This window comes from Pseudolabrys sp. (assembly GCF_035943735.1).
Lineage (GTDB): Bacteria > Pseudomonadota > Alphaproteobacteria > Rhizobiales > Xanthobacteraceae > Pseudolabrys.
In genome coordinates this window covers 127610-150955 of record NZ_DASZBV010000025.1, presented here as the reverse complement: position 1 = coordinate 150955, position 23346 = coordinate 127610, and the positions used below count along the sequence as shown (strand labels likewise).

General features: G+C 66.8%; 17 protein-coding genes. 11 read left to right on the top strand and 6 right to left on the bottom strand.

Annotation, left to right across the window (positions count from 1 at the left end; genetic code table 11):
- Window positions 1-35 precede the first annotated feature (35 nt).
- The 6 genes from VGV41_RS19250 to VGV41_RS19225 all read left to right on the top strand — a co-directional run bounded on the left by VGV41_RS19250 (window position 36) and on the right by VGV41_RS19225 (window position 5327).
- The gene (locus tag VGV41_RS19250; protein ID WP_326865637.1) at window positions 36-827 is read left to right on the top strand and encodes an ABC transporter ATP-binding protein; all 792 of its coding nucleotides are present in this window, start codon (window positions 36-38) and stop codon (window positions 825-827) included.
- Between the two features lie 7 nt (window positions 828-834).
- The gene (locus VGV41_RS19245) at window positions 835-1575 is read left to right on the top strand and encodes an ABC transporter permease (RefSeq protein WP_326865636.1); all 741 of its coding nucleotides are present in this window, start codon (window positions 835-837) and stop codon (window positions 1573-1575) included.
- Window positions 1563-2390 (top strand): ABC transporter permease, encoded by an 828-nt coding sequence (locus VGV41_RS19240; protein WP_326865635.1) that lies wholly within the window; start codon window positions 1563-1565, stop codon window positions 2388-2390. Before VGV41_RS19245 ends, VGV41_RS19240 begins: the two co-directional genes overlap by 13 nt.
- A 129-nt stretch (window positions 2391-2519) precedes the next feature.
- Window positions 2520-3521: an ABC transporter substrate-binding protein gene (locus tag VGV41_RS19235; protein ID WP_326865634.1), complete on the top strand. Its 1002-nt coding sequence runs from the start codon at window positions 2520-2522 to the stop codon at window positions 3519-3521.
- 63 nt (window positions 3522-3584) lie between these two features.
- Complete coding sequence (locus VGV41_RS19230) at window positions 3585-4598, top strand: ABC transporter substrate-binding protein (protein ID WP_326865633.1); 1014 nt, start codon at window positions 3585-3587, stop codon at window positions 4596-4598.
- A 216-nt stretch (window positions 4599-4814) separates the two neighbouring features.
- Complete coding sequence (locus VGV41_RS19225) at window positions 4815-5327, top strand: hypothetical protein (RefSeq protein WP_326865632.1); 513 nt, start codon at window positions 4815-4817, stop codon at window positions 5325-5327.
- Between the two features lie 82 nt (window positions 5328-5409).
- Here VGV41_RS19225 and VGV41_RS19220 read toward each other — a convergent pair whose 3' ends face one another.
- A complete protein-coding gene (locus VGV41_RS19220; RefSeq protein ID WP_326865631.1) occupies window positions 5410-5934 on the bottom strand; it encodes a DUF1993 domain-containing protein in 525 nt (174 codons plus the stop codon).
- A gap of 179 nt (window positions 5935-6113) precedes the next feature.
- Between VGV41_RS19220 and exbB the strand changes: the two genes are divergently transcribed.
- From exbB to VGV41_RS19195, 5 genes are all read left to right on the top strand, one after another.
- The gene (exbB, locus tag VGV41_RS19215; protein WP_326865630.1) at window positions 6114-6902 is read left to right on the top strand and encodes a tonB-system energizer ExbB; all 789 of its coding nucleotides are present in this window, start codon (window positions 6114-6116) and stop codon (window positions 6900-6902) included.
- Between the two features lie 4 nt (window positions 6903-6906).
- The gene (gene exbD, locus VGV41_RS19210) at window positions 6907-7332 is read left to right on the top strand and encodes a TonB system transport protein ExbD (RefSeq protein WP_326865629.1); all 426 of its coding nucleotides are present in this window, start codon (window positions 6907-6909) and stop codon (window positions 7330-7332) included.
- Window positions 7329-8093 carry a TonB family protein gene (locus tag VGV41_RS19205; RefSeq protein WP_326865628.1) on the top strand — a complete coding sequence of 255 codons (765 nt, stop codon included), beginning with the start codon at window positions 7329-7331 and terminating at the stop codon, window positions 8091-8093. Before exbD ends, VGV41_RS19205 begins: the two co-directional genes overlap by 4 nt.
- Before the next feature lie 192 nt (window positions 8094-8285).
- A complete protein-coding gene (locus tag VGV41_RS19200) occupies window positions 8286-8888 on the top strand; it encodes a TIGR02594 family protein (protein ID WP_326865626.1) in 603 nt (200 codons plus the stop codon).
- 249 nt (window positions 8889-9137) lie between these two features.
- Window positions 9138-15617: a tetratricopeptide repeat protein gene (locus tag VGV41_RS19195; RefSeq protein ID WP_326865625.1), complete on the top strand. Its 6480-nt coding sequence runs from the start codon at window positions 9138-9140 to the stop codon at window positions 15615-15617.
- Here VGV41_RS19195 and cysG read toward each other — a convergent pair.
- From cysG to VGV41_RS19170, 5 genes are all read right to left on the bottom strand, one after another.
- Window positions 15562-17022: a siroheme synthase CysG gene (gene cysG, locus VGV41_RS19190; RefSeq protein ID WP_326865624.1), complete on the bottom strand. Its 1461-nt coding sequence runs from the start codon at window positions 17020-17022 to the stop codon at window positions 15562-15564. The two genes, VGV41_RS19195 and cysG, sit on opposite strands and share 56 nt — an antisense overlap.
- Window positions 17023-17041: 19 nt before the next feature.
- Entirely contained in the window at window positions 17042-18673 is a 1632-nt protein-coding gene (locus tag VGV41_RS19185; protein WP_326865623.1) for a sulfite reductase subunit alpha, read from the bottom strand.
- Complete coding sequence (locus VGV41_RS19180) at window positions 18670-20484, bottom strand: NirA family protein (protein ID WP_326865622.1); 1815 nt, start codon at window positions 20482-20484, stop codon at window positions 18670-18672. Before VGV41_RS19180 ends, VGV41_RS19185 begins: the two co-directional genes overlap by 4 nt.
- Window positions 20481-21314 (bottom strand): formate/nitrite transporter family protein, encoded by an 834-nt coding sequence (locus VGV41_RS19175; protein ID WP_326865621.1) that lies wholly within the window; start codon window positions 21312-21314, stop codon window positions 20481-20483. The genes VGV41_RS19180 and VGV41_RS19175 overlap by 4 nt, the downstream gene beginning before the upstream one ends.
- Before the next feature lie 219 nt (window positions 21315-21533).
- A complete protein-coding gene (locus VGV41_RS19170; protein WP_414705163.1) occupies window positions 21534-23318 on the bottom strand; it encodes an NADPH-dependent assimilatory sulfite reductase hemoprotein subunit in 1785 nt (594 codons plus the stop codon).
- Window positions 23319-23346 lie beyond the last annotated feature (28 nt).

Here is a 23346-nt window from a genome sequence, read left to right as displayed (position 1 = left end):
ACAGACGCCCGCCGTTGGGGACGCTTGCCGCCACCATGAGCGCCGTTTCACAAATCCGCGTCGACAACGTCAGCCACATGTACCGGCCGCCGCGCGGCCGGGAAGTGCTCGCCCTCGATCAGGTGTCCCTCGACGTCGCGCCGCGTGAATTCGTGGCGCTGCTCGGGCCGTCGGGCTGCGGCAAGTCGACGCTGCTCTATCTGATCGGCGGCTTCCTGCCGGTCGAGCGCGGCGGCATATCGGTCGACGGCAGCCCGGTCAGCGGCCCCGGCCCCGACCGCGGCATCGTCTTCCAGCATTTCGCCCTGTTCCCGTGGAAGACCGTGCGCGGCAACATCCTTTACGGGCTCGAGCGGCAGGGTATGCCGAAGCCGGAGCGTGAAAAGCGCGCGCAGGAATTCATCGACATGGTCGGCCTGCACGGCTTCGAGGACAGCTACCCTTCGCAGCTGTCCGGCGGCATGAAGCAGCGCACCGCGATTGCGCGCACGCTCGCCTTCGATCCCAAGATCCTGCTGATGGACGAACCGTTCGGCGCGCTCGACGCGCAGACGCGCGGCCTGATGCAGCGCGAGCTACTGGCGATCTGGCAGCGCACGCCGAAGACCGTCATCTTCGTCACGCACGACGTGCAGGAGGCGGTCTATCTCGCCGACCGCGTCGCGGTGATGTCGGCGCGGCCCGGCCGCATCAAGACCATCGTCGATACCAAGTTCGACAAGAACGACCCGGACATCTTCAAGAACCCGGCTTTCGTTGAGAAGGTGGACCTGATCTGGAACCTGGTGCGCGACGAGGCGATCAAGGCGCAGGGCACGCGCGGGTGAGGACGGCATGAAGCTGATCGTCCGCTATCTGCCGCTCGTGATCATCGCCGTCGTCTGGGAGGCGAGCTCGCGGCTCGGCCTCGTGTCGAGCATGTCGCTGCCGCCTTTGTCAGACGTCATCAAGTCCGGCATCGACATGATCCGCGACGGCGAACTCGTGACCAACGGCCTGACTTCGCTCTATCGCGCCGCCGCCGGGCTCGGCCTCGCGGTGGTCATCGGCGCCGTCCTCGGGCTGGCGATGGCGTGGTGGAAGCCGGTCAACGTGCTGCTGGCGCCGATCGTCGAGATCTTCTATCCCTTGCCGAAATCGGCGCTCATCCCGGTCACCGTGATCTGGCTCGGCTTCGGTGACGGCTCCAAGATCCTGCTCATCTTCCTCGGCTGCATGCTGCCGGTGACGCTCGGCGCATTCAACGGCGCGCGCGCGAGCGAGCAGCAGCTCCTCTGGTCGGCACGCAGCATGGGCGCGAGCCGCCTGCGGCTGATCTGGGACGTGGCGCTGCCGAGCGCCCTGCCGGAACTGCTCAACGGCATCCGCACGGCGCTGGCCTTGTCCTTCATCCTGCTGGTGTCGTCGGAACTGATCGTCGCGCAGAAGGGCTTCGGCTACCTGATCGGCTATCTCGGCGCCAACGGCAGCTACGACGCCATGTACGCGGTGGTGCTCACCGTCGCCTTCCTCGGCTTCGCCGCCGACCGCGCCTATCAGATGCTCGCGCACAGGGTGCTGATATGGCGACAATAGAACAGTTGCCGATTCAGGAGGCGATAAGCCTGCGCGCGCTGCGGGCGAGCCTGCGCTTCGGCGTAAAGGCGAGCTCCGTCGTCGTCCTGCTCGCTGCCTGGGAGATCGCCGCGCGCAGTGGCACCCTGACGCCGTTCCAACTGCCGGCCTTCAGCGTCGTGGTCGGGCGCATCTGGACCGACGCCGTCGCCGGCGACCTCTGGATCAACACGGCGCTCACGCTCTACCGGGCACTCGCCGGCTTCGCCATCGCCGCCGTCGTCGGCGTCCTCATCGGCACGGCCATGGCGCGCATCCGCCTCGCGCATTGGTTCTTCGATCCGCTGGTGTCGATGGGCTTCCCCATGCCGAAGATCGCCTTCCTGCCGGTGATCATTCTCTGGCTCGGCCTCTACGACACCTCGAAGATCACGATGATCGTGTTCGACGCCATCTTCCCGGTCATCGCCGCGACCATGATCGGCATTCAAGGCGTCGAGCGCGAATTGCTCTGGTCGGCGCGCAACATGGGCGCCGGCGAGCGCGAGATGCTTTGGCAAATCGTGCTGCCGGCGGCGCTGCCGCAAATCATGACCGGGCTTCAGGTCTCGCTGCCGCTCTCCCTCATCGTCGCGGTGGTCACCGAGATGCTGATGGGCGGTTACGGCCTGGGCGGCGCCATGATCACCGCCTCGCGCTTCGCCAACTCGCCCGGCGTCTTCGCCGGCATCGTCGAGATCGCCGTCGTCGGCTACGTACTGGTCAAGGCCATGGCGCTGCTGCGCCGGCGGCTGCTGATCTGGCACCAGGAAGCCCACGACCCCAGCACGGCCTGACCCTCTGTATCGGATGGCGGGCGAAACGGCCCTCCGTCGCGCTTGCCAAAATCGGTTGGACCCCCGACAATCTGCCGGTCGCGAAGTTTGCCAGTAAACGCGCAAGCGCGGCGATACCGGGAGGAAGCGATGCGGTTTTTCAAGAACGTGCTGGCCGGCGCGTGCGCATTCGGCCTGTTCGTCGGGATCGCGCAAGCCGAGCCCGTCAAGATCCGCTTGTCCTACGTCGTGCCGGTCGCCAACTGGGCGCCGATGATCGAGGCCAAGAAGGATCTGGCCAAGCATCTCGGCAAATCCTACACGCTCGAGGCGATTCGTTTCGCCGGCACGCCCGCGCTGATCACCGCGCTCGCCAACAACGAGCTCGAAGTCGCCGACCTGACCTACCCGACGCTGCCGCTGGCGATCCAGAACGCCGGGCTCGACGATCTGCGCGTCATCGCCGACGAATTCCAGGACGGCAATCCGGGCTACTACAGCAACGAATACATGGTGGCCAAGGACGGACCGGTCAAAACCGTCGACGATCTCAAGGGCAAGGTGCTGGCGACCAACGTCGCCGGCAGCGCCGTCGACATCGCCATGCGCGCCATGCTGCGCAAGCACAAGCTCGAGGACAAGCGCGACTACACCGTCATCGAGGCGCCGTTTCCGACCATGGCGGCGATGCTGGCGCAGAAGAAGGCCGACCTGATTTCGGCGGTGCTGCCCTTCGCGCTCAATCCGGAGCTGCGCAAGTCAGCCAAGACGCTGTTTACCACCAAGGACGCGGTCGGCATTACGCAGTTCTCGATGTGGGTCGCGCGCAAGGGCTTCATCGAGAAGCACCGCGCCGCGATGATCGACTTCATGGAGGATTCGCTGCGCATCGTGCGCTGGTATCTCGACCCCGCCAATCACAAGGAAGTCGAGGAAATCTGCGCCAAGATGACCAAGCAGCCGCCCGAGCGCTTCGGCTGGGTGTTCACCAAGCAGGACAACTACCGCAGCCGGGACATGCTGCCCAACCTGAAGGTGCTGCAGCAGAACGTGAACCTTGTCCGCGATCTGGGCTTCGTCAAGCAGTCGGTCGACGTGTCCAAGCACGCCGACCTGAGCCTCGTGCAGGAAGCCGCCAAGCGCCTGAAATAGGCGCCACAGGAGCGCGGCGGGAAACGTGCCGGGACGCGACGCCCGGCTTCAAGGGAGGATGACATGCGTTTTCGGAATTTCATGAAGGTCACGGCGGCCGGCGTCTTCGCGCTGACCGTACTCGGCGCCGCGTCCGCGAGCGCCGAGCCGGTCAAGATCCGGATGTCGTGGGTGGCCCCGCTCGCCAACTGGGCCTCCATCGTCATGGAGAAGAAGGACCTGGCCACGCATATGGGCAAGTCCTACACGCTCGAGACGGTGCACTATCAGGGCACGCCGCAGATGATCACGGCGCTCGCGAACAACGAGCTGGAAGTGGCGAGCCTCGCCTATTCCTCGCTGGGGCTGGCGATCGAGAACGCGGGCCTCGACATGCGCGTGATCGCCGACGAATTCCAGGACGGCGTGCCCGGATATTTCAGCACCGAGTTCTATGTCCGCAAGGACGCCAACATCAACAAGATCGAGGACCTCAAGGGCAAGGTGATCGGCACCAACGGCGCCGGCAGCGCGGTCGACATCGCCGCGCGCGCGATGCTGCACAAGCACGGCCTCGAGGACAAGCGCGACTACACCATGCTCGAAGGACCCCTGCCGGCGATGCCGGCGATGCTGCTGGAGAAGAAGGCCGACCTGATCCCCGGCGTGCTGCCCTTCGCGCTCAATCCGAAGCTACGCTCGGACGGCAAGATCCTCTTTCATCAGAGCGACGCGCTCGGCGTCACGCAGATGATCGTGCTGGCCGCGCGCAAGTCCTTCATCGACAAGAACCGCGCCGCCATGGTCGATTACATGGAAGACATGCTGCGCATCGTTCACTGGTATCTCGACCCGAAGAACCACGACGAGGCGGCCAAGATCGCGTCGAAGATCACCAAGGCGCCGCCGGAGCGCTTCGGCTGGCTCTTCACCAAGGCCGATGCGTATCGCGACCCGGATATGATGCCCAATCTGGACGCGCTCCAGCGCAACATGGATGCCACGCAGCAGCTCGGCTTCATCAAGCAGAAGCTCGACGTCAAGAAGTACTCCGACCTGTCGCTGGTGAAGGATGCGACGGCGCGGCTGAAAAAATAATTCAGTACAATTTGAAATAAAACGTCGGCGTTCGACTACATCTTGCGGCTCGGGCCCCGGGGATCCGTCTCCGGGGCCTATCTATTGCAATTTCGACCCCTTCCGGGGCGGTGGAAACAGACCGGAAACATCGCCCCGTGCCCCCTTTACAAACATGGTTAACGAAGAAAAAATGGAGATAGCGGCAACACTTATATGGTTAACGGGGCGTTGACAATGAAACCACTGTACAAAGCGTTCTACGGTGCCCTGCTTGTCCTCGGGCTGGCGGGTATCACTCCGGATCTGGCTCAGGCACAAGGCGGCTATCACTGGGACACCGTCTGTAACTGCCGGCGCCCGGACTCCGAATACAACACGCGTCGCTACGAGCGTCTGGCGCCGCGCGTCGTCACGCATGAGCGGGTCGTCAATCAGACCCGGGTCGTGCGCGGCAATACCCGCCTGATCCAGGAAAACCGGCTCGTCGTGCATGTGCGGCCGGTGATCAATCGCGAAGTGGTCGTGCACCGCACGAACACAGTCGTGCGCGACGTCCTCCTGCACAAGGTCAACACGACCAATAAGTACCGTGAGGAGCGCCACGTCGAGGTGGTCAACCGCACGGCAGAGGGCAGCGTCCGCCATGTGCTGGAGCGGCGCGAAGTGCGCGGCGTGAACTGCAACTGCGGTTACGGCGGCGAAGGCGGCTATCGCGGCCGCAGCGACGTCGTTTCCTATCGCGACTGACGAGCAGCCATCAAAGCCGCTCGCAAACCGCCTCGCCGGCAACGGCGAGGCGGTTTCGCATTTTGGGCGGGTCCGTGCCCGCTCAGCTGATCTTCATCGGAATGCCGCCGAGGAAATCGCGCTTGCCGACGTCGGCGCCGAAGTTGCGCACCACCGCGTAGGCCGCGGTGAGATGGAAATAGAAATTCGGCAGCACGAAGTGGTTGAGATAGTCGGCGCCGCTCATCTGCCCCTTTTTCTCGGGCCCGAGCGGAAAGGTGATGGTGCGCTCGGCGGCGCCGTCGATCGCCTTGGCGTCGAGCCCCTTCACGAAGGCGAGCGTCCGAGCGATGCGGTCCTTCAGCTGCTCGAGCGTCGTCTCCTTGTCCTCGAACTTGGGCGGCTCGATCCCCGCGAGCCGCGCGCCGCCGTTCTTGGCCTGGTCGCAGACGACCTGCACCTGCTTGGTCAGCGCGAACATATCCGGCGCCAGCCGCCAGCCGAGCAGGACGGCCGGGTCGATTTTCTTGGCGGCGGCGTGCGCGGCCGCCTTGTCGAGTACGCCGCTCAGGGCGTTGAGGCCGATCTCGAAGGTCGGCAACGCGACCTGTGACATGGAATAGGGCATGACTGTCCTCGCAAAGCGATGAAATGAGCCGGGTCTCCCGGCCGCGGCACGTTGCCCGAACCGGGCACGGCAATACAATCGCGCCGGCGCTAAAATTCGTCCGCGCGGGGCAGCTTTGCGCCGCCCGCAGGAAGTCGCAAATGGGGTACAAAGGACGGCCGAGCCCCGAGACAAGCGACATGAGCCGAACACCGCGCCGCCTTCTTTGCCTGACCGCTGCCGTCGCGGCGCTGGCGCCTGCCTGGGCGCAGGTGCCGACGCCGGACACGGTGCTGGCGCTGCCGCGCGACCTGTCGCCTTGGGGCATGTTCCTCAATGCCGACATCGTCGTGAAGCTGGTGATGGTCGGCCTCCTCTTCGCCTCGGTGGTGAGCTGGACCATCTGGCTCGCCAAGTCGGTCGAGCTCGTCGCCGCGCGCGCCCGCATGCGGCGGGCGATCCGCGCTCTGGCCGATGCGCGCTCCCTGACCGATGTGTCCGCTGCGCAAGCCGACGGCGCCGCGGCGCTGGTCGCTGCCGCCGAGACGGAGCTATCCCTCTCCGCCGATGCGCCGGCGGCCGACGGCATCAAGGAACGCGTCGCCTCGCGGCTCGAGCGGCTGGAGGCAGCTGCGGCGCGGCGCATGATCCGCGGCACCGGCATCCTTGCCAGCATCGGCGCCACCGCGCCCTTCGTCGGCCTGTTCGGCACCGTCTGGGGCATCATGAACAGCTTCATCGGCATCTCGAAGGCGCACACCACAAATCTCGCGGTGGTCGCGCCCGGCATTGCCGAGGCCCTGCTCGCCACCGCGCTCGGCCTCGTCGCCGCCATCCCGGCGGTGGTCATGTACAATCTGTTGTCGCGCTGGACCGCCGGCTATCGCGCGCAGCACGCCGATGCCAGCGCCGCGGTGCTGCGTCTCGTCAGCCGCGACCTCGATCGCGATGCCATGCCGAATGCGGCGCGCCGCGCCGCCGCGGAGTGAGGTCATGGCGCTACGGCTCGATCACGGCGCCGACGCGCTCGACGAGATGCACGAGATCAACGTCACGCCGTTCATCGACGTGATGCTGGTGCTGCTGATCATCTTCATGATCGCGGCGCCGCTGGCGACCGCGGACATCGCCGTCAATCTGCCATCGACCAATGCCGAGCGCACGCCGCAGCCGGACAAGCCGTTGACGCTCACGCTCAAGCCGGACCTCGCCCTGACGCTCGACGACAAGGCCGTGACGCGAGACGGCCTTGCCGCCGCGCTCGACGCCGCGACAAAAAGCGACCGCAAGCAGCGCGTCTACCTGCGCGCCGACAGAGCGGTGCCCTACGGCGACCTCATGAATGTCATGAACGCGCTGCGCAGCGCCGGCTATCTCGACGTCGCGCTGGTCGGGCTCGAAGGTGCGCCGTCGCCATGAGCACGGCGGGCAACCTTGCACGCTGGGGCGCCTGCTTCGCGCTGGTGCTCGGCGTGCATGCCATGGCCGCGACCGCGCTGCTCGCGCACTGGTCGGCCGCGCCGCCCGAGACGCCCGCCGGCGGCCCGCTCATCATGGTGACATTGGCGCCGGCGCCGGCCGCGCCCGAACCGAAGCCGACCGAACTGCCGCCCGCCCCCGTCGCCAGCCAGGCGCAAACGGAGGCCGCGCCCAAGCCGGCCGCCGCGGACGCACAGCCGATCGTCGCCCCGGAAGCGCCGTTGCCGGACGCGCTCTCCGTACTGCCGCCGGCGCGCCCGGTCGAGCGGCCGGCGAAACCCATCTTGCGCAAGACCGAGCGTCCTGCGCCGCATGAGCGCCACGCCAGCCTCGCCACTGCCGCGCCGCAAGCGGAGCGCCGCGCCGCGCACGCGCGGACCGCCGCGCCCGGCCCGGTATCGCGCGATCCCGACGCCGTGCCGAACTGGCGCTCGCGGCTGGTGGCGCAGATCGAGCGTTACAAAAGCTATCCAGCGGAGGCGAAAGAGCGCGGCGATCAGGGCGACGCCGAAGTCGGCTTCAGCGTCGACCGCCGCGGCGGCGTGCATCGCATGCGCCTGGTGCGCGGCACCGGCTCCGCTTTGCTCGATCGCGACGCGCTCGCGTGGGTCGCCCGCGCCGCTCCTTTGCCGCCGCCGCCGCCCGAAGTCGCCGGCGTACTCATCCCTGTCGTTGTGCCGTTGCGCTACCACCTCCGCTGAGTTGCGCGGAATGTCCCCGCATGGGACAGCGCTTAACGGCGGTTAACCATAATCGCACCTCCACCGCGCCTGCGACCTCGCCGATCTTGCGGTAACCAAATCGCTCCGCGACAGTCCGGACATCAATTTTGCGATCCCGGTCGATCGCGTGGAAGACGATGTGGAGGTCCGCCGGGGGGCGGGAATTTAAAGATGAAACCGTCGATTTCCGTTCTGGTCGCCTGTGCCGTCGCGGTCGCCACCGCGCTGCCTGCGCACGCCACCGCGACGAAGCCGAACGGCCGCTTTGCCAATATCGAGCCGCTGGAGCCGATCGCGCGCAGCCGCACCGACGCCGCCGAAGCGGCCGCGCAGGTGCCGGGCGCCGCCGCGGTGCTGCTCGAGGCACTGCGCTATCGCGGCAAGTCGGCGCGGCAGCTTGGCCTGCCGACCAAATTGTGGTGCGCCGATTTCATGAACATGGTTCTGCGCAAGGCCGGCGGTAAAGGTACGCATTCGCGCGCCGCCCGCTCCTTCCTCGACTTCGGCAAGAAGCTCGACGGCCCGCGCGTCGGCGCCATCGCCATCATGTGGCGCAAGGGCCCGAACAACGGCCATGTCGGCGTCGTGCGCGGCACCGATGGCCAGGGCAACCCCATCGTCGTCTCCGGCAATCACGGCAACGCCGTGCGCCAGTCCACCTATCCGAAGAGCAAGGTGCTGGCCTACGTGATGCCGCCGCAATACGTGCTCGACGACATGATCAAGGCGGCAAAGGCCGCCGCCCTGGCGAAGGAAGAAGCGCCGCTGCGCTGATGCCTATTTCGCGAACCGATGCGCCGCGTCCACGACGCGGCGCATTTTCTTTTGCCGATTGCAATTTGCTCTGCCGGCCCCCGCGCCCAATTGCGATTCATCACTAACGGGGCCGCATTTATCGTTTCCAGGTAATCTTAATCCCGGCAAGACCTCGACGGGTCGGTATCAAGATGCACACTCTCGCGTCTATTTTCGATCACGGCGTCTGCCGCGCGGTGCGGGCGCCGAAGGATCCGGCGAGGCGCGATGATTTGGAATGTGCGCCCCATTGCGATGGTGCTTTCGGCGGCGGCGCTCGGTGCGCTGAACGCGCCGGCGGCGCTTGCCGCGCCGGCCTCGCATGGCCCGTCGCGCGAGCAGATTCGCACCTGTGAATCGACCGGCGACATCGCCGCCGACTTGCGCATCAGCACCTGCTCCGCCGTCATCGATGCGAGCAAGAACAAGCACCAGAAAGCCGTCGCCTACGCCAACCGCGGCAAGGCCTATCGCGCCAAGGGCAGCGCCGATCAGGCGATCCTGGATTTCGACCAGGCGATCCAGCTCGACAGCCATGCCGCCGACGCCTTCTACAACCGCGGCCTCACCTACCGTGACCGCGGCGATCCCGACCACGCGGTGCAGGATCTCGAACAGGCGGTCAAGTTCGACAAACACAACGCCAACGCCCTCAACATTCTGAGCCATCTCTATTACGACCGGCGCGATTACGCGCACGCGATCGACGTCCTCAACCAGGCCGTTCGCCTCACGCCGAATTCCCAGCTGCCGTTCTTCAACCGCGGCATGGCCTACCGCGCCAAGGGCGAGCCTGACCGCGCCATTCCCGACTACGACCGCGCCATCAAACTGAATCCCGGCGACTCGCTCGCCTACCACGCGCGCGGCCTCGCCTACCGCGACATCCGCGACTACGAGCGCGCCATCCAGGATTTCGACCAGGCGATCAAGCTCAACCCGAATTTCATTCTCGCCCTGAACGACCGCGGCATCGCCTACGCCTCGAAGGGCGACGTCGAGCGCGCCATCCAGGACTTCGACCAGGCCATCCTGCTCGATCCGCGCGACGGCTTCGCCTACAACAACCGCGGCCTCGCCTACCGCAATCGCGGCGAGACCGACCGCGCCATCAAGGATTACGATCAGGCCGTCCTGCTCAACCCGAACTACGTCCTCGCCTACTACAACCGCGGCAACGCCTATTACGACAAGCACGATTACGACCGCGCCATCGCCAACTACGACAAGGCGATCAGTCTCGATAGCGGCTACGCGCTGGCCTATTATGACCGCGGCATCTCCTGGTTCGACAAGCGCGATTACAAGAAGGCGCTGAGCGACCTCACGCAGGCGGTCAAGCTCGACCCGAAGGACGCGCTGTCGCGCTACAATCGCGGCGTCGTCTACGCGGCGATGCAGCAGCCGGACAAGGCGATCGCCGACTTCGACCAGTCGATCAAGCTCGACGGCAAGAACGGGCTCGCCTACTACAACCGCGGCCTCGTACTGCGCGCGCAAGGGCAGGAAGACCGCGCCATCACCGATTTCACACAGGCCATCCATTTCGACGGCAAGAATGCGCTCGCCTTCTTCAACCGCGGCCTCGCCTATCGCGACCGCAGCGACCTCGACCACGCGCTCGCCGATTTCGACCAGGCCGTCCAGATCGACGGCAATAACGCCCAGGCCTGGTACGAGCGCGGCAATGCCCGCTTCGCGAAACGCAATTTCGACGGCGCCATCGCCGATCTCAACACCGCCATCAACATCAAGCCGGACTACACCGCCGCGTTCAACGTCCGCGGCATGGCATATGAGGGCAAGGGCGACAGCAACCGCGCCATCGCTGATTTCGATCAGGCGATCCGCATCGATCCGAGCTTTGCGGCGGCGCTGAGCAACCGCGGCAACGCCTACCAGAAGAAGCGCGATTACACGCGCGCCATCGCCGATTTCGACCTCGCTATCAAGGCCAACCCCGCCTTTGCCGAAGCCTGGTACAGCCGCGGCATGGCGCTCGCCGGCAAGCGCGATTGCGGCCACGCCATCTCCGATTTTACCCATGCGATCAAGCTCGATGCGAAGAACGCCGACGCCTATAACGGCCGCGGCCTCTGCTACGCCAGCGCCAACGACGACGAGCACGCCTTCCAGGATTTTGACGCCGCGCTCAAGCTGAAGCCGAACTTCGCGAGCGCTTATTTCAACCGCGGCATGGCCAACTACGCCCGCCACGACTACGACCACGCGATCGCCGACCTGACTCAGGCGATGCGGCTCGATCCGCAGAACATCACGACGGTACACGCCCGCGGCGTCGCCTATCGCGAGCGTCACGATTACGACCACGCCATCGCCGATTTCGACACCGCGCTCAAGATCGATCCGAAGTTCACCGTCGGCTATGTCGACCGCGGCGACGCCTATCAGCGCAAGGGCGACTACGACCGCGCCGTGCACGACTACGACCAGGCGATCAAGCTCGATCCGAAGAACGCCGCCGCCTTCACCGAGCGCGGCAACACCTATGCCCTGCGCGGCAAGATCGACCGCGCGCTGCAGGATTACGAGCAGGCGATCAGGTTCAATCCCAACTACGCCGGCGTGTTCAACAGCCGCGCCATGCTGTGGAAGCGCAAGGGCGACCTGACCAAGGCGCTCGCCGATCTCGATTCGGCAATCAAGCTCGATCCGGCCTTCGCGGTGGCGCTGAACAACCGCGGCGCCATCTATCAGCAGAAGGGCGATGTCGACCGCGCCATCGCCGATTACAATCTCGCCATCGGGGCCAATCCGCATTTCGACGTGGCGCTCAACAGCCGCGGCATGGCCTACAAGGCCAAGGGCCAGCTCGACCGCGCGCTCAAGGATTTCGACCAGGCCATCACCATCAATTCGGGTTATGCGGTGGCGCTGTTCAACCGCGGCGAGACGCTGGAGACGCTCGGCTATCACGAGCGCGCGCTCAAGGACCTCGATCAGGTCATCAAGCTCAATCCGGCCAACGCCGCCGCCTATAATGCCCGCGGCCAGGCGCTCGCCAACATGCGCGACTTCGACCGCGCCGTGGCCGACTTCAGCCAGGCCGTGCGCCTCGACGGCGCGCTGGCCGCCGCCTACAACCACCGCGGGCTCGCCTTCCGCGCCAAGGGCGACAACGACCGCGCCATCGCCGATTTCAGCATGGCGGCGAAGATCGACCCCAACTACGCGATGGCCTACAGCAATCGCGGCAACGCCTATGTCGACAAGCACGAATACGACCGCGCCATCGCCGACCTGAACACGGCGATCAAGCTCAATCCGAACTACGTGCGCGGCTACTACGACCGCGGCATCGCCTACGGTGGCAAAGGCGACAACGACCGCGCCATCGCCGATTTCGATCAGGCGCTCAAGCTCGATCCGAAGAACGCCATCGCGCTCAACAATCGCGGCCTTGCCTGGCGCGGCAAGGGCAACGACGACCGCGCCATCGCCGACTTCGACGACGCCATCAAGATCAACGCCGGCTATTCGGTCGCCTTCTTCAACCGCGCCGGCGCCTATAGCGACAAGAAGGACCTCGACCACGCTATCGCCGACCTCGACCAGGCGATCAAGCTCAACGGCAAGGACGCGCTCGCCTGGCACGACCGCGGCCTCGCCTATTACCGCAAGCGCGACACGGCGCACGCCATCGCCGACTTCGAAATGGCGGTGAAGCTCAGCCCGAGCCATTCGATCGCGCCGCGCCCCGACAGCCGCGACCTGCGCGCCCAGCGCGGCTACGATCGCGAGGCGGCGGAGCCTGCGCGGCCGCTGCGCTTCAGCCCGCTGTTCGCGCTCGCTTATGACGATCGCGGCGTCGCCCGCGCCGGCAAGAACGAGCTCGACCAGGCCATCGCCGATTTCGATGCGGCGCTGAAGATCAATCCCAATCTCGGCGTCGCTTATTTCAACCGCGGCAACGCCTACCTGCAGAAGCAGGACGTCGAGCGCGCCATCGCCAGCTACGATCAGGCGATCCGCCTCGACCCCAAGGACGCCGGCGCCTGGTACGACCGCGGTGTCGCGCGCTACCAGCGCGGCGACTACGCGCGCGCGGTGCAGGATCTCGACCAGGCGATCCGGCTCGACGGCAAGAACGCCAGCGCCTGGTACAACCGCGGCATCGCCTGGCACGAGCAGCACGACGACGAGCGCGCCATCGCCGACTTCAGCCAGGCGATCAAGCTCGATCCGAACCTCGCCGCCGCCTATGGCGCGCGCGGCAAGGCGCTGTCGAGCCAGGGCGAGTTCGATAAGGCGGTTGCCGATCTGACCCAGGCGGTGAAGCTCGATGGCAAGGACGCGGCCGCCTACAACGACCGCGGCATCGCCTTCAGCCTCAAGGGCGACACCGACAAGGCCATCGCCGACTACAACCAGGCGGTCGCGACCGACGCCAAATACGCGCCGACCTACAACAATCGCGGCATCGCCTTCCTCGCCAGGGGCGACAGCGACCGCGCGCTGCAGGATTACGGCCAGGCACTGGCGCTCGACGGCCACTACGAAGCCGCCTTCTACAACCGCGGCAACGCCAAATACGACAAGGGCGACTATGCCGGCGCCATCGCCGACTACGACAGCGCGCTCAAGCTGCGCCCGGCCGACGTGCAGGCGCTCAACAACCGCGCCAACGCCTACGCCAACCGCCGCGACCTCGACCGCGCCGTCGCCGACCTGACGCAGGCGCTGCGGCTCAAGCCTGACTTCGCGCAGGCGCACAACGACCGCGGCGTCGCCTATGCCGCGCGCGGCGACATCGAGCGCGCCGGCGCCGATTTCGACCAGGCGGTGAAGTTCGATCCGAAGAACGCCATCGCCTGGTACAATCGCGGCCTCGCCTGGCGCGAGCGGCGCGATCTCGATCGCGCCATCCAGAGCTTCGGCGAGGCGGTCAAGCTCAATCCCAATTACGCCGCCGCCTACTACAACCGCGGCAGCGCGCTCGAGGCGAAGCGCGATTACGACGCCGCCGTCGCCGACTTCGATCAGGCGATCAAGCTGCGCCCGGCCGTCGCCGCTGTCTGGTCCGAGCGCGGCCTCGCCTTCGGCGCCAAAGGCGATCTCGACCGCGCCATTGCCGACCTTTCCGAGAGCATCAAGCGCGATCCGCAGGCGGCGACCGCCTTCTACAATCGCGGCGTCGCCTACCGGCTCAAGGGGGACAGCGCGCACGCGCTCGCCGACTTCGGCGCGGCGGTCACGCTCGATGCGAAGTTCTCCGCCGCCTATGCGCAGCGCGGCAGCACCTATTTCGCCCAGCACGACTACGACCGCGCCATAGCCGACCTGACCGAGGCGATCCGCTACAACCCGAACGACGCCTCCGCCTGGTCGAACCGCGCCCTCGCCTTCCGCGAAAAGCAGGACTACGACCGCGCCGTCAACGATTTCAGCCAGGCGCTCAAGCTCGATCCGCGGAACGCGGCGCTCTACGACGACCGTGGCGTCGCCTTGCGCCTCAAGGGCGACCTTGATCACGCCGTCGCCGACTTTGACGCGGCGCTCAAGCTCGACCCCAAACTCGCCACCGCCTGGCACGACCGCGGCACGGCCTACGGCTTGCGCGGCGACAACGCCCGCGCCATCGCCGACCTGTCCACCGCGCTCAAGCTCAATGGCACCGACGCGGTCGCCTTCAACAACCGCGGCTTCGCCTATCGCAACGAGGGCGATCTCGACCGCGCCGTCGCCGACTTCAGCGAGGCGATCAGGCTCAACGCCCGCTACACAGTGGCGCTGTTCAACCGCGCCAATGTCTACTACGAGAAGCGGGACATCGACCGCGCCATCGCCGACTTCGACGCGACGCTCAAGCTCAATCCGGCCTTCGCCGAGGCCTACAATGCGCGCGGCGTCGCGCGCGACGACAAGGCGAAGTTCGACGACGCCATCGCCGACTTCAACCAGGCGATCAAGCTCGATCCGAAGAACGCGCGCGCCTACAACAACCGCGGCTTCGCCTGGCGCAACCGCGGCGATCTCGACCGCGCCATCGCCGACTACAACCAGGCGCTGACGATTAACCCGGGCTATGCGCTGGCGCTCTACAATCGCGGCATCGTCTATTACGACAAGCGCGATCTCGAGCGCGCCACACGCGACATGAACCAGGCGATCAAGCTCAATCCCAGCTTCTCGACGGCGCTGCGCGACCGCGGCATCGACTCCTACGACAAGCGCGACTTCGACCGCACCCTCGCCGCCGCGGTCGCCTTCGGCGGCAAGCCGGCGTTCACCGTCAGCTTCAACGCGCACGCGGCGAGCTACGAGAACCGGCGCGAGGGTGACCGCATCATCCAGGAATCGGCCGAGCCCGTGCGCACCATCACCTACAATGCGATGGCCTATTCGCCCGACACCTTCCCGTCGGCCTCATCGACGGGTATGGCAGCGGCCGAGCCGGCGCGCGTCAGCGCCGCCGCCCCGGTGGCTACGCCTGTGGCGCCGCGGTTGCCGGAACAGGCCGTTGCGCAACCCGCGCACGGCATCCCGCACACGGCCAAACCGCAAAAGCCGAAGGAACTGGCAGTGCGTGCGGTGAAGCGCACCGTACCGATACCGGCGCGGCCGCCGCGGTACATCCAGCGCAAGCCTGTGGCGCACCAGCCGCCGCCGCGGCTGTCGCGTCGCGCCGCGCTCAGCCGCGCCGCTGTCGTGCCGCGCGAACTGCGCCGGCGTCCGCCCGAGCGATAGTCCTTCCCAGCATCACCAGCACCGGCCCGGGCAGATCCGCCGCCGCGAGCTTGCGCGGCAGATCGCCAATCGCCGCGTGCAGCACCTGCTGATCGGGGCGGGTGGCGCGGGCCACGGCGATGGCCGGCGTCGCCGGATCGAGGCCCTCGGTGAGCGCCTTCGTCACCAGTTCGGCGAGCGTGCGCGTCGGCATATAGATCGCCGTCGTCGTGGCGGCGTCGGCGAGCGCCTTCCAGTCGATGTCATCGGGCATGCGGCCGTCGCACGCATGGCCGGTGACGTATTGCAGCCGCCGCGCATGGCCGCGGCCGGTGAGCGTGAGACCGAGGCTCGCCGCCGCGCCCTGCGCCGCGGTGATGCCGGGGACGACGTCGACGGCGATGCCCGCCTTGGTGCAGGCGTCGATCTCTTCCGCGGCACGGCCGAAGATCAGGGGATCGCCGCCCTTCAACCGCACCACGCGCTTGCCCTGCTTCGCCAGGCCGACCATCAGCGCGTTGATGTCTTCCTGCTTGCACGACGGGCCGAAGCCGGTCTTGCCGACCAGCATCTTGCGCGCCTCGCGCCGGGCGAAATCGAGCACGTCGCGCGAAACGAGATCGTCGAACAGGATCACATCGGCGGACTGCAGCGCGCGCACGGCGCGCAAGGTGAGCAATTCCGGATCGCCGGGCCCGGCGCCGACCAGCGTGACCGTGCCGGCCTCGACCGCCGCGCCCTGCCCCTTCACTTCGGCGATGAAGCGCTCGAAATCGGCATCGCTCGGCTCGACGTCCGCATGGGTTACCGCGTGCGCGGTGAAGAGGTGCCAGAACTTGCGTCGTCCGGCGAACGGCAGGCCCGATGCCTTCACCGCCGCGCGCCAGCGCTGCGCCGCCGCGGCCCAGGCGGCGAAGCCCTGCGGCAGCATCGCCTCGAGCTTGGCGCGGATCGCCTGCGCGAACACCGGCGCGGCACCGTCGGTGGAGATGCCGATCACCAGCGGCGAGCGGTTGACGATGGCGCCGAAGGCGAAGTCGCAGAAGGCCGGGCGGTCGATGACGTTGACGGGCACGCCGGCGCTGCGCGCCGCGGCGGCGAAGTCGGCCGCGGAGGCGTCGTCCTCGAACGCGCCGATGGCCACCGCCGCGCCGGCGAGATCGGCGGCGTTCCAGGTGCGCTTGCGCACCATGATTGCGCCGCGCGGCGGATTGGCGACGATCGCCGCCATCTCGTCGGAGACCTCCGCCGCGTAGACGTCGACGCGCGCGCCGGCCGCCGACAACAGCTCCGCTTTCCACGCGGCGGCGGCGCTGCCGCCGGCGAGCACGGCGCGCTTGTTATCGAGCGCCAGAAACACCGGCAGCCGCGCCAGAGGCTCCATGCGCGCGGGCCGCGTTTCGGATGGTGTGCGATCGTCAGTCACGTCCGGCTTTCCTCGGTTCTCAATACACGTCCGCCTGGTAGCGGCCTTTCGCCTTCAGTTCGGCGACGAAATCCTTCGCCTGCGCCGGCGTGCAGCCGCCGTGTTGCGCGACGATGTCGACCAGCGCGGTCTCCACATCCTTGGCCATGCGCTGCGCGTCGCCGCAGACATAGACGTGCGCGCCGTCGTTGAGCCACGCCCAGATGTCGCGGCCGACCTCGCGCATGCGGTGCTGCACGTAGATCTTCTCATTGGCGTCGCGCGACCAGGCGAGCGTCAGCCGCGTCAGGTGACCGGACGCACGCATCGCCGTCAACTCCTCCTCGTAAAAGAAGTCGTGGTTGCTGCGCTGGTGGCCGAAGAACAGCCAGTTGCGGCCCGGGGCCTTGATCGCCTGCCGTTCGTGCAGGAAGGCGCGGAACGGCGCGATGCCGGTGCCGGGGCCGATCATGATCACCGGCTTCGCCGGATCCGCCGGCAGCGCGAAGCCGTGCGCCTTCTGCACGTAGACGCGCAGCCTGTCGCCGGGATTGCAGCGACCGCCGAGGAACGTCGAGCAGACGCCGTAGCGCATGCGCTTGTCGACCTCGTAGCGCACCGCGTCGACCGTCAGCGTGACGCGGCCGGGCGAGGACTTCAGCGACGATGAGATCGAGTAGACGCGCGGTTGCAGCGGGTCGAGCGCCTCGATGAAGGCTTCGGGGTCCATCCGCAGGCCGGGAAACTTGTGCAGGGCCGCGAGCACGTCGAGGGATGCCGCATCGCCGTCCGGGTCCTTGCCTTCGGCCAGCGCCTTGGCTTTCGCCTTGCGTTCGCCGCCGGTGATGTAGGAGACGAGCTGGAACAGCATGTCCGGCGCAGGCGATAGCGAAACGCCGTCGGTCAGCACCTCGCGCAATGTGCGGTCGCCGATCGGAAAATCCCCCGGCGCGCCGAGCGCGTCGAGCACGCCCTCGACCAGCGACGGCGCGTTGGCCGGGAAGATGCCGAAGGAATCGCCGACCTCGTAATCGAGCCCGCTCTCTGCAAGATCGATCTCGATGTGCCAGGTCTCCTTCTCGGAGCCCTCCTTGTTCAAGCGCTGGCGCGACAGGAACGTGGCGTAGACCGGATTGTCGCGCGAGCGGCCGGGCGGCGAATAGGCGACGCGCTTCGGCTCTTCCGCTATTTCCACCGCAGGCGCCGACGCGCCGCCGTCGAGCTCCGCGTAGAGCTGCTTGAGCATGCGGGACGTTTCCTTGCCGCCCGGCACGCACAGGTTCAGCCGCTTCTCCGACTTGTCGAACAGCTTGTCGGCGTAATCCTTGCAATTGTAGCCGCACTGGCCGCAGTCCTGCTGCGCCATCGCCGCCATCATGCGGCGCGGCAGCGGCTTGCCGTCGGCGAGCTTCATGCGGTCGGGCATCGGCATCGCCGGGTCGTGCCAGGGCGCGCCGTCGTCGGCCTCGGTGGGCGTTGTCGCCGGCGCCGCGCCGGTATCGAGCAGGCCGGGCAGCAGCTTTGCCGCATCGGCCGGCGACAGCGGCGTAACGCCCTCCTGCAGCCCGAACACACCGGCGAACAGCCCGTTGAGCCAGGTCCGCTGCTCCGGCGTGAACGGCGCCGATTCCGGGATGAAGGACGGGATGGGCGGGCGCGGGCTCATGCTCATGCCGCGGCCTCCAGTTCGGCCATCGCCTTCAAGGCGTCGATCTCGTGACGCCGCGCGAAGCTGAGGAAGCTCTCCTCGTTCGAAGCGCGGTGCGCCAGATAGGCCTTGAGGATGCGCTCGACCGCGCCCGGCACGGCGTCGGCGGTGACGTCGCGGTAGAGCTCGCGGCCGATCGCCGCCTGCGGGCCGAAGCCGCCGCCGATCAGCATGTGATAGCCCTCGACCGGATCGGCGTCCTCGTCCACCTGCACCTTGCAGGCGATGAGGCCGATTTCGCTGATCGCGTGCTGCGCGCAGGAGTGATGGCAGCCGGTGAGATGAATGTTCACCGGCGTGTCGAGCGCGACACGCTCTTCGCACCAGGCCGCGATGTCCTCGGCGTGCTTCTTGGTGTTCGATGCGGCGAACTTGCAGCCGGTATTGCCGGTGCAGGCGACGAGGCCGGAACGGAGGGCGCTGGTTTCGGTCGCAAGCCCGAGCGATCCGATGCGGTCGCACGCGAGCGCCACCTTGTCGTCGGCGACGCCGGAGATCAGCAGGTTCTGCCAGACGGTCAGGCGGACATCGCCGTCGCCGAGGTCATGCGCGATGCTGGCGAGGCCGCGCATCTGCTCCACGGTCACCTTGCCGACCGGCAGCACGACGCCGATCCAATTCAACCCCGCCTGCTTCTGCCTGTGCACGCCGATATGCGCGGTTCGGCTGAAGGCGGGTCGCTCCGCGACGGCGCCGGGCACGGCGCGAGTGAACTTGCGGCCGAATTTCTCCTCGGTCAGCGCCACGTATTTCTCGATGCCGATGGCATCGAGCACGTATTTCATGCGCGCCTTATTGCGGTCGGTGCGGTTGCCGTGCTCGACGAACACGCGCACCACCGCGTCCGCCACCATGCAGGCGTCGGCGGGCTTCACCAGCACGCCGGTGTCGCGCGCGAAATCGAAATGTCCGGTGATGCCGCCGAGACACAGCTTGAACCAGATGCCGGGCTCCAGTCCGAAGCCATCCTTCACCTCGACCGCCTGAAAGCCGATGTCGTTGGTGTCCTCGAGCACGGGGATGATACCGGCGCCGTCGAAGGCGACGTTGAACTTGCGCGGCAGGCCGGTGAGCGAGCGGTCGTTCAAGATGTGGAAGTGCCACTCGCGCGCATAAGGCCGCGTGTCGATGAGCTCCTGGCGGTCGATGCCGGCCGTCGGCGTGCCGGTGACATTGCGGATGTTGTCGGCGCCGGAGCCGCGCGAGTTGAGCCCGAGATCCTGCACGCCCTCGACCATGGCGACGGCATTCTTCGCCTCGATCTCGCGGATCTGGATGTTGGCCCGCGTCGTCACATGCGCGTAGCCGCCGCCGTAGCGCTGCGCGAGATCGGCCAGGCCCGCGAACTGAAACCAGTTCAATATGCCGTTCGGAATGCGCAGCCGGCACATATACGAGTTCTGGTTCGGCGCGACGTAGAACAGCCCGTAATAGCGCCAGCGAAAATTGTCCGGCGGCTTCGGATATTCGTTCGCCGCCGCCTGCTCCTTCAATTTCCCGTAGGCGTCGAACGGGTGCTGCTCGCGCTTGACCTTCTCCTGATCGGCGAGCTTGCCGCCACTCGTCACGACGCGGTCCTGCGCCTTCAGCGCGGCGGCATCGGGACCGACCGGCTCGCTCGCGGCCGCTGGCGCGCCGCCCACCGCGCCGGCGACGCTCTTGGCCGCCTTGGCGATCTGCACGCCGGCGACGAAGCCCTCGAAATAGCGCTTCTGCTCCGGCTCGAACTCGCCGGTTGTCAGATCGACCGCGGGCTTGAGGTCGACCTCGCTCATTCCGCCGGCACCTGGCTCGGCATGGTCAACGGCGCCGGGGCGGAGTCCTTCGGCTTGTGCGTGAGGTAGAGCGCAAGCCCGGTGAAGATCGAGCCGCCGACCAGATTGCCGAGCGTCACCGGAATCTGGTTCCACAGCCACCACTGCGCCATGCTGACCTTGGCGCCCATCAGCATGCCGGTCGGGATCACGAACATATTCACGACCGAATGCTCGAAGCCCTGGCCGAAGAAGATCAGCATCGGCATCCACAGCGCCGCCAGCTTGCCGACCGTCGAGGCGCTGGTCATGGCCATGACGATGGCGAGGCAGACCATCCAGTTGCACAGCATCGCCTTGACGAAGACGGTCACCATGCCGGCGAAACCGAATGCCGCGTAGCCCGTCGTCTTCGCCTGCGCGACGGCAATGATCTGCGCCGCGACGCCGGTCGGCGCGGTCGAACCGAAATTGGTCAGCGCGATCGCCAGCAGCGCGCCATAGGCCATGCTGCCGATCAGATTGCCGATGAACACGTAGACCCAGTTCATGAACATCGTGCGCGGGTCGCCGGTCTTCTCGATGCAGGGCAGCGGCAAAAGTCCGAAGCTGCCGGTAACCAGATCGAGGCCGAGCAACACGATGATGCCGAGACCGACCGGGAAGATCAGCGCTCCCACCAGCGGCACGCCGGTCTGCAAGGCGCCAGTGAAGGCCAGGCTCGTCGCCGCGCCGAGAACGCTTCCTGCGAGCGCGCCGCGCACGATCAGGTCCGTCGGCGTCAGGCCAAGCTTCATCCGTCCCGTGTTGACCATGGCCGAGGCCACATCGACCGGCTTCACGTAATCCATCTTCCGACTCCCTGTGCTGGGGGCCGCCGAAAGCGTGCATCGATGCTTCCGGTCGGCCGGGACTGGCTCCGTGCTGCAGAGCAGCAAGGAGCGTGCCAGGCATGAAGCCGTTGATTACACGATTGTTTTTCAACACGACCGATTCGCCTGCCGGAGCGATGGCGGGGAATTGAGCGGCCATAGTCGAAATTTTGTGCACCGCGCCCAGGAGCTCAAATCTTAGCCAGACGCAGTCGTCGGCACCCGCACGTTCTCGTGGAAATCGAGACCGTTTACCGTCTTCGCGACGTAGCCGGCGCGGATGCAGAAGTCGCCGAAGTGCTCGTCGTTCTGCCGGTTGGCGGCGTAGCCGGCGAAGATCGGATCGAGCGCGGCGACGATGCCGGCGTCGTCGAGTTCCTCGGCGTAAAGCTTCGACAGCCGCGAGCCGTCATGCGCGGCGCCGAGATACAGGTTGTACCGGCCGGGTCCCTTCCCGACCAAACCGATCTCGGCGATGTAGGGCCGCGCGCAGCCGTTCGGGCAGCCGGTCATGCGCAGCGTAATGTCTTTCTCCGCGAGCCCGTGCGCGGCCAGCCGCTCCTCGAGCCTGGTGATGAGACTCGGCAAATAGCGTTCGCTCTCGGCGAGCGCGAGGCCGCAGGTCGGCAGCGCCACGCAGGCCATCGCGTTGCGCCGCAGGGCGCCGGCCCGGCCGTTCAAGCCGTGCTCCGTGGCGAGCCGCTCGATCTCCGCGCGCTTGTCGTCGGCGACGTTGGCGATGATCAGGTTCTGGTTCGGCGTGATGCGGATCTCGCCCTCGTGCACCTCGGCGATGCGGCGCATGCCGGTGAGGAGTTTGTGCCCGCCCGCGAAGTCGCGCAGGCGGCCATTTTCGATGAACAGCGTGAGATGGTGCTTGCCGTTGTCGCCCTGCGTCCAGCCATAGCGGTCGCCGTTCGAGGTGAACGTATAGGGCCGGGCCTTGTCGAGCGGCTTGCCGGCGCGTTTGGCGATCTCGGCGCGGAAGGCTTCGGCGCCACGGTCGTCGAGCGTGTATTTGAGCCGCGCGTGCTTGCGGTTGGTGCGGTCGCCCCAGTCGCGCTGAATGGTCATCACCGCTTCGGCGACGGCCATCAGGTCCTCCGGGCGGCAGAACCCGAGCACGTCGCCGGTGCGCGGATAGGTCTCCGGCTCGCCATGAGTCATGCCCATGCCGCCGCCGACCGACACGTTCCAGCCTTCGATCTTGTCCTCCTTGCCGACGATGGCAATGAAGCCCAGATCCTGCGCGAACACGTCGATGTCGTTCGACGGCGGCACCGCGAAGCCGATCTTGAATTTCCGCGGCAAATAGGTCTTGCCGTAGATCGGCTCGACATCGTCGCGCTCGCCCTCGCCGGCGACCTTCTCGCCGTCGAGGAAGATCTCGTAATAGGCGTGCGTCTGCGGCTTGAAATGCGCCGAGGTGCGGCAGGCAAGCTCGTAGGCCTCGGCGTGAATCTTCGACTGGTGCGGGTTGGCCACCGACATCACGCCGCGGTTGTCGTCGCCGCACGCCGCGATGGTGTCGAGCGCCACCGCATTGATCGCCTTCAGCGCCGTCTTGACGTTGAACTTCAGCACGCCGTGCATCTGGAAGGTCTGGCGCGTGGTCAGCCGCAGCGTCTCGCCGGCATAGGTGCGGGCGACGTCGTCGAGCGCCAGCCACTGCTTCGGCGTGATGACGCCGCCCGGCAGGCGGATGCGGATCATGAAGCCGAACGCCTTTTCCAGCATCTTTTTGGCGCGCTCGGGCCGCAGGTCACGGTCGTCCTGCAGATACATGCCGTGGAACTTGAGGAGCTGCGTGCTGTCCTCGCTGACGCCGCCGGTCATCGGATCGGCCATGTCCTCGGCGAGGTTGCCGCGCAAATAGCGGCTCCGCGCCTTGAGGTGCTCCATCGACGTCAGTTCTTTTTTGTCGGCCATCATGTGCTCGCTTGCCCCGGACGTCGTGCAGCGCTCGAGCGATGCACCGCAGATCCGCGACCGTCAAGAATTCGGAGTTTGT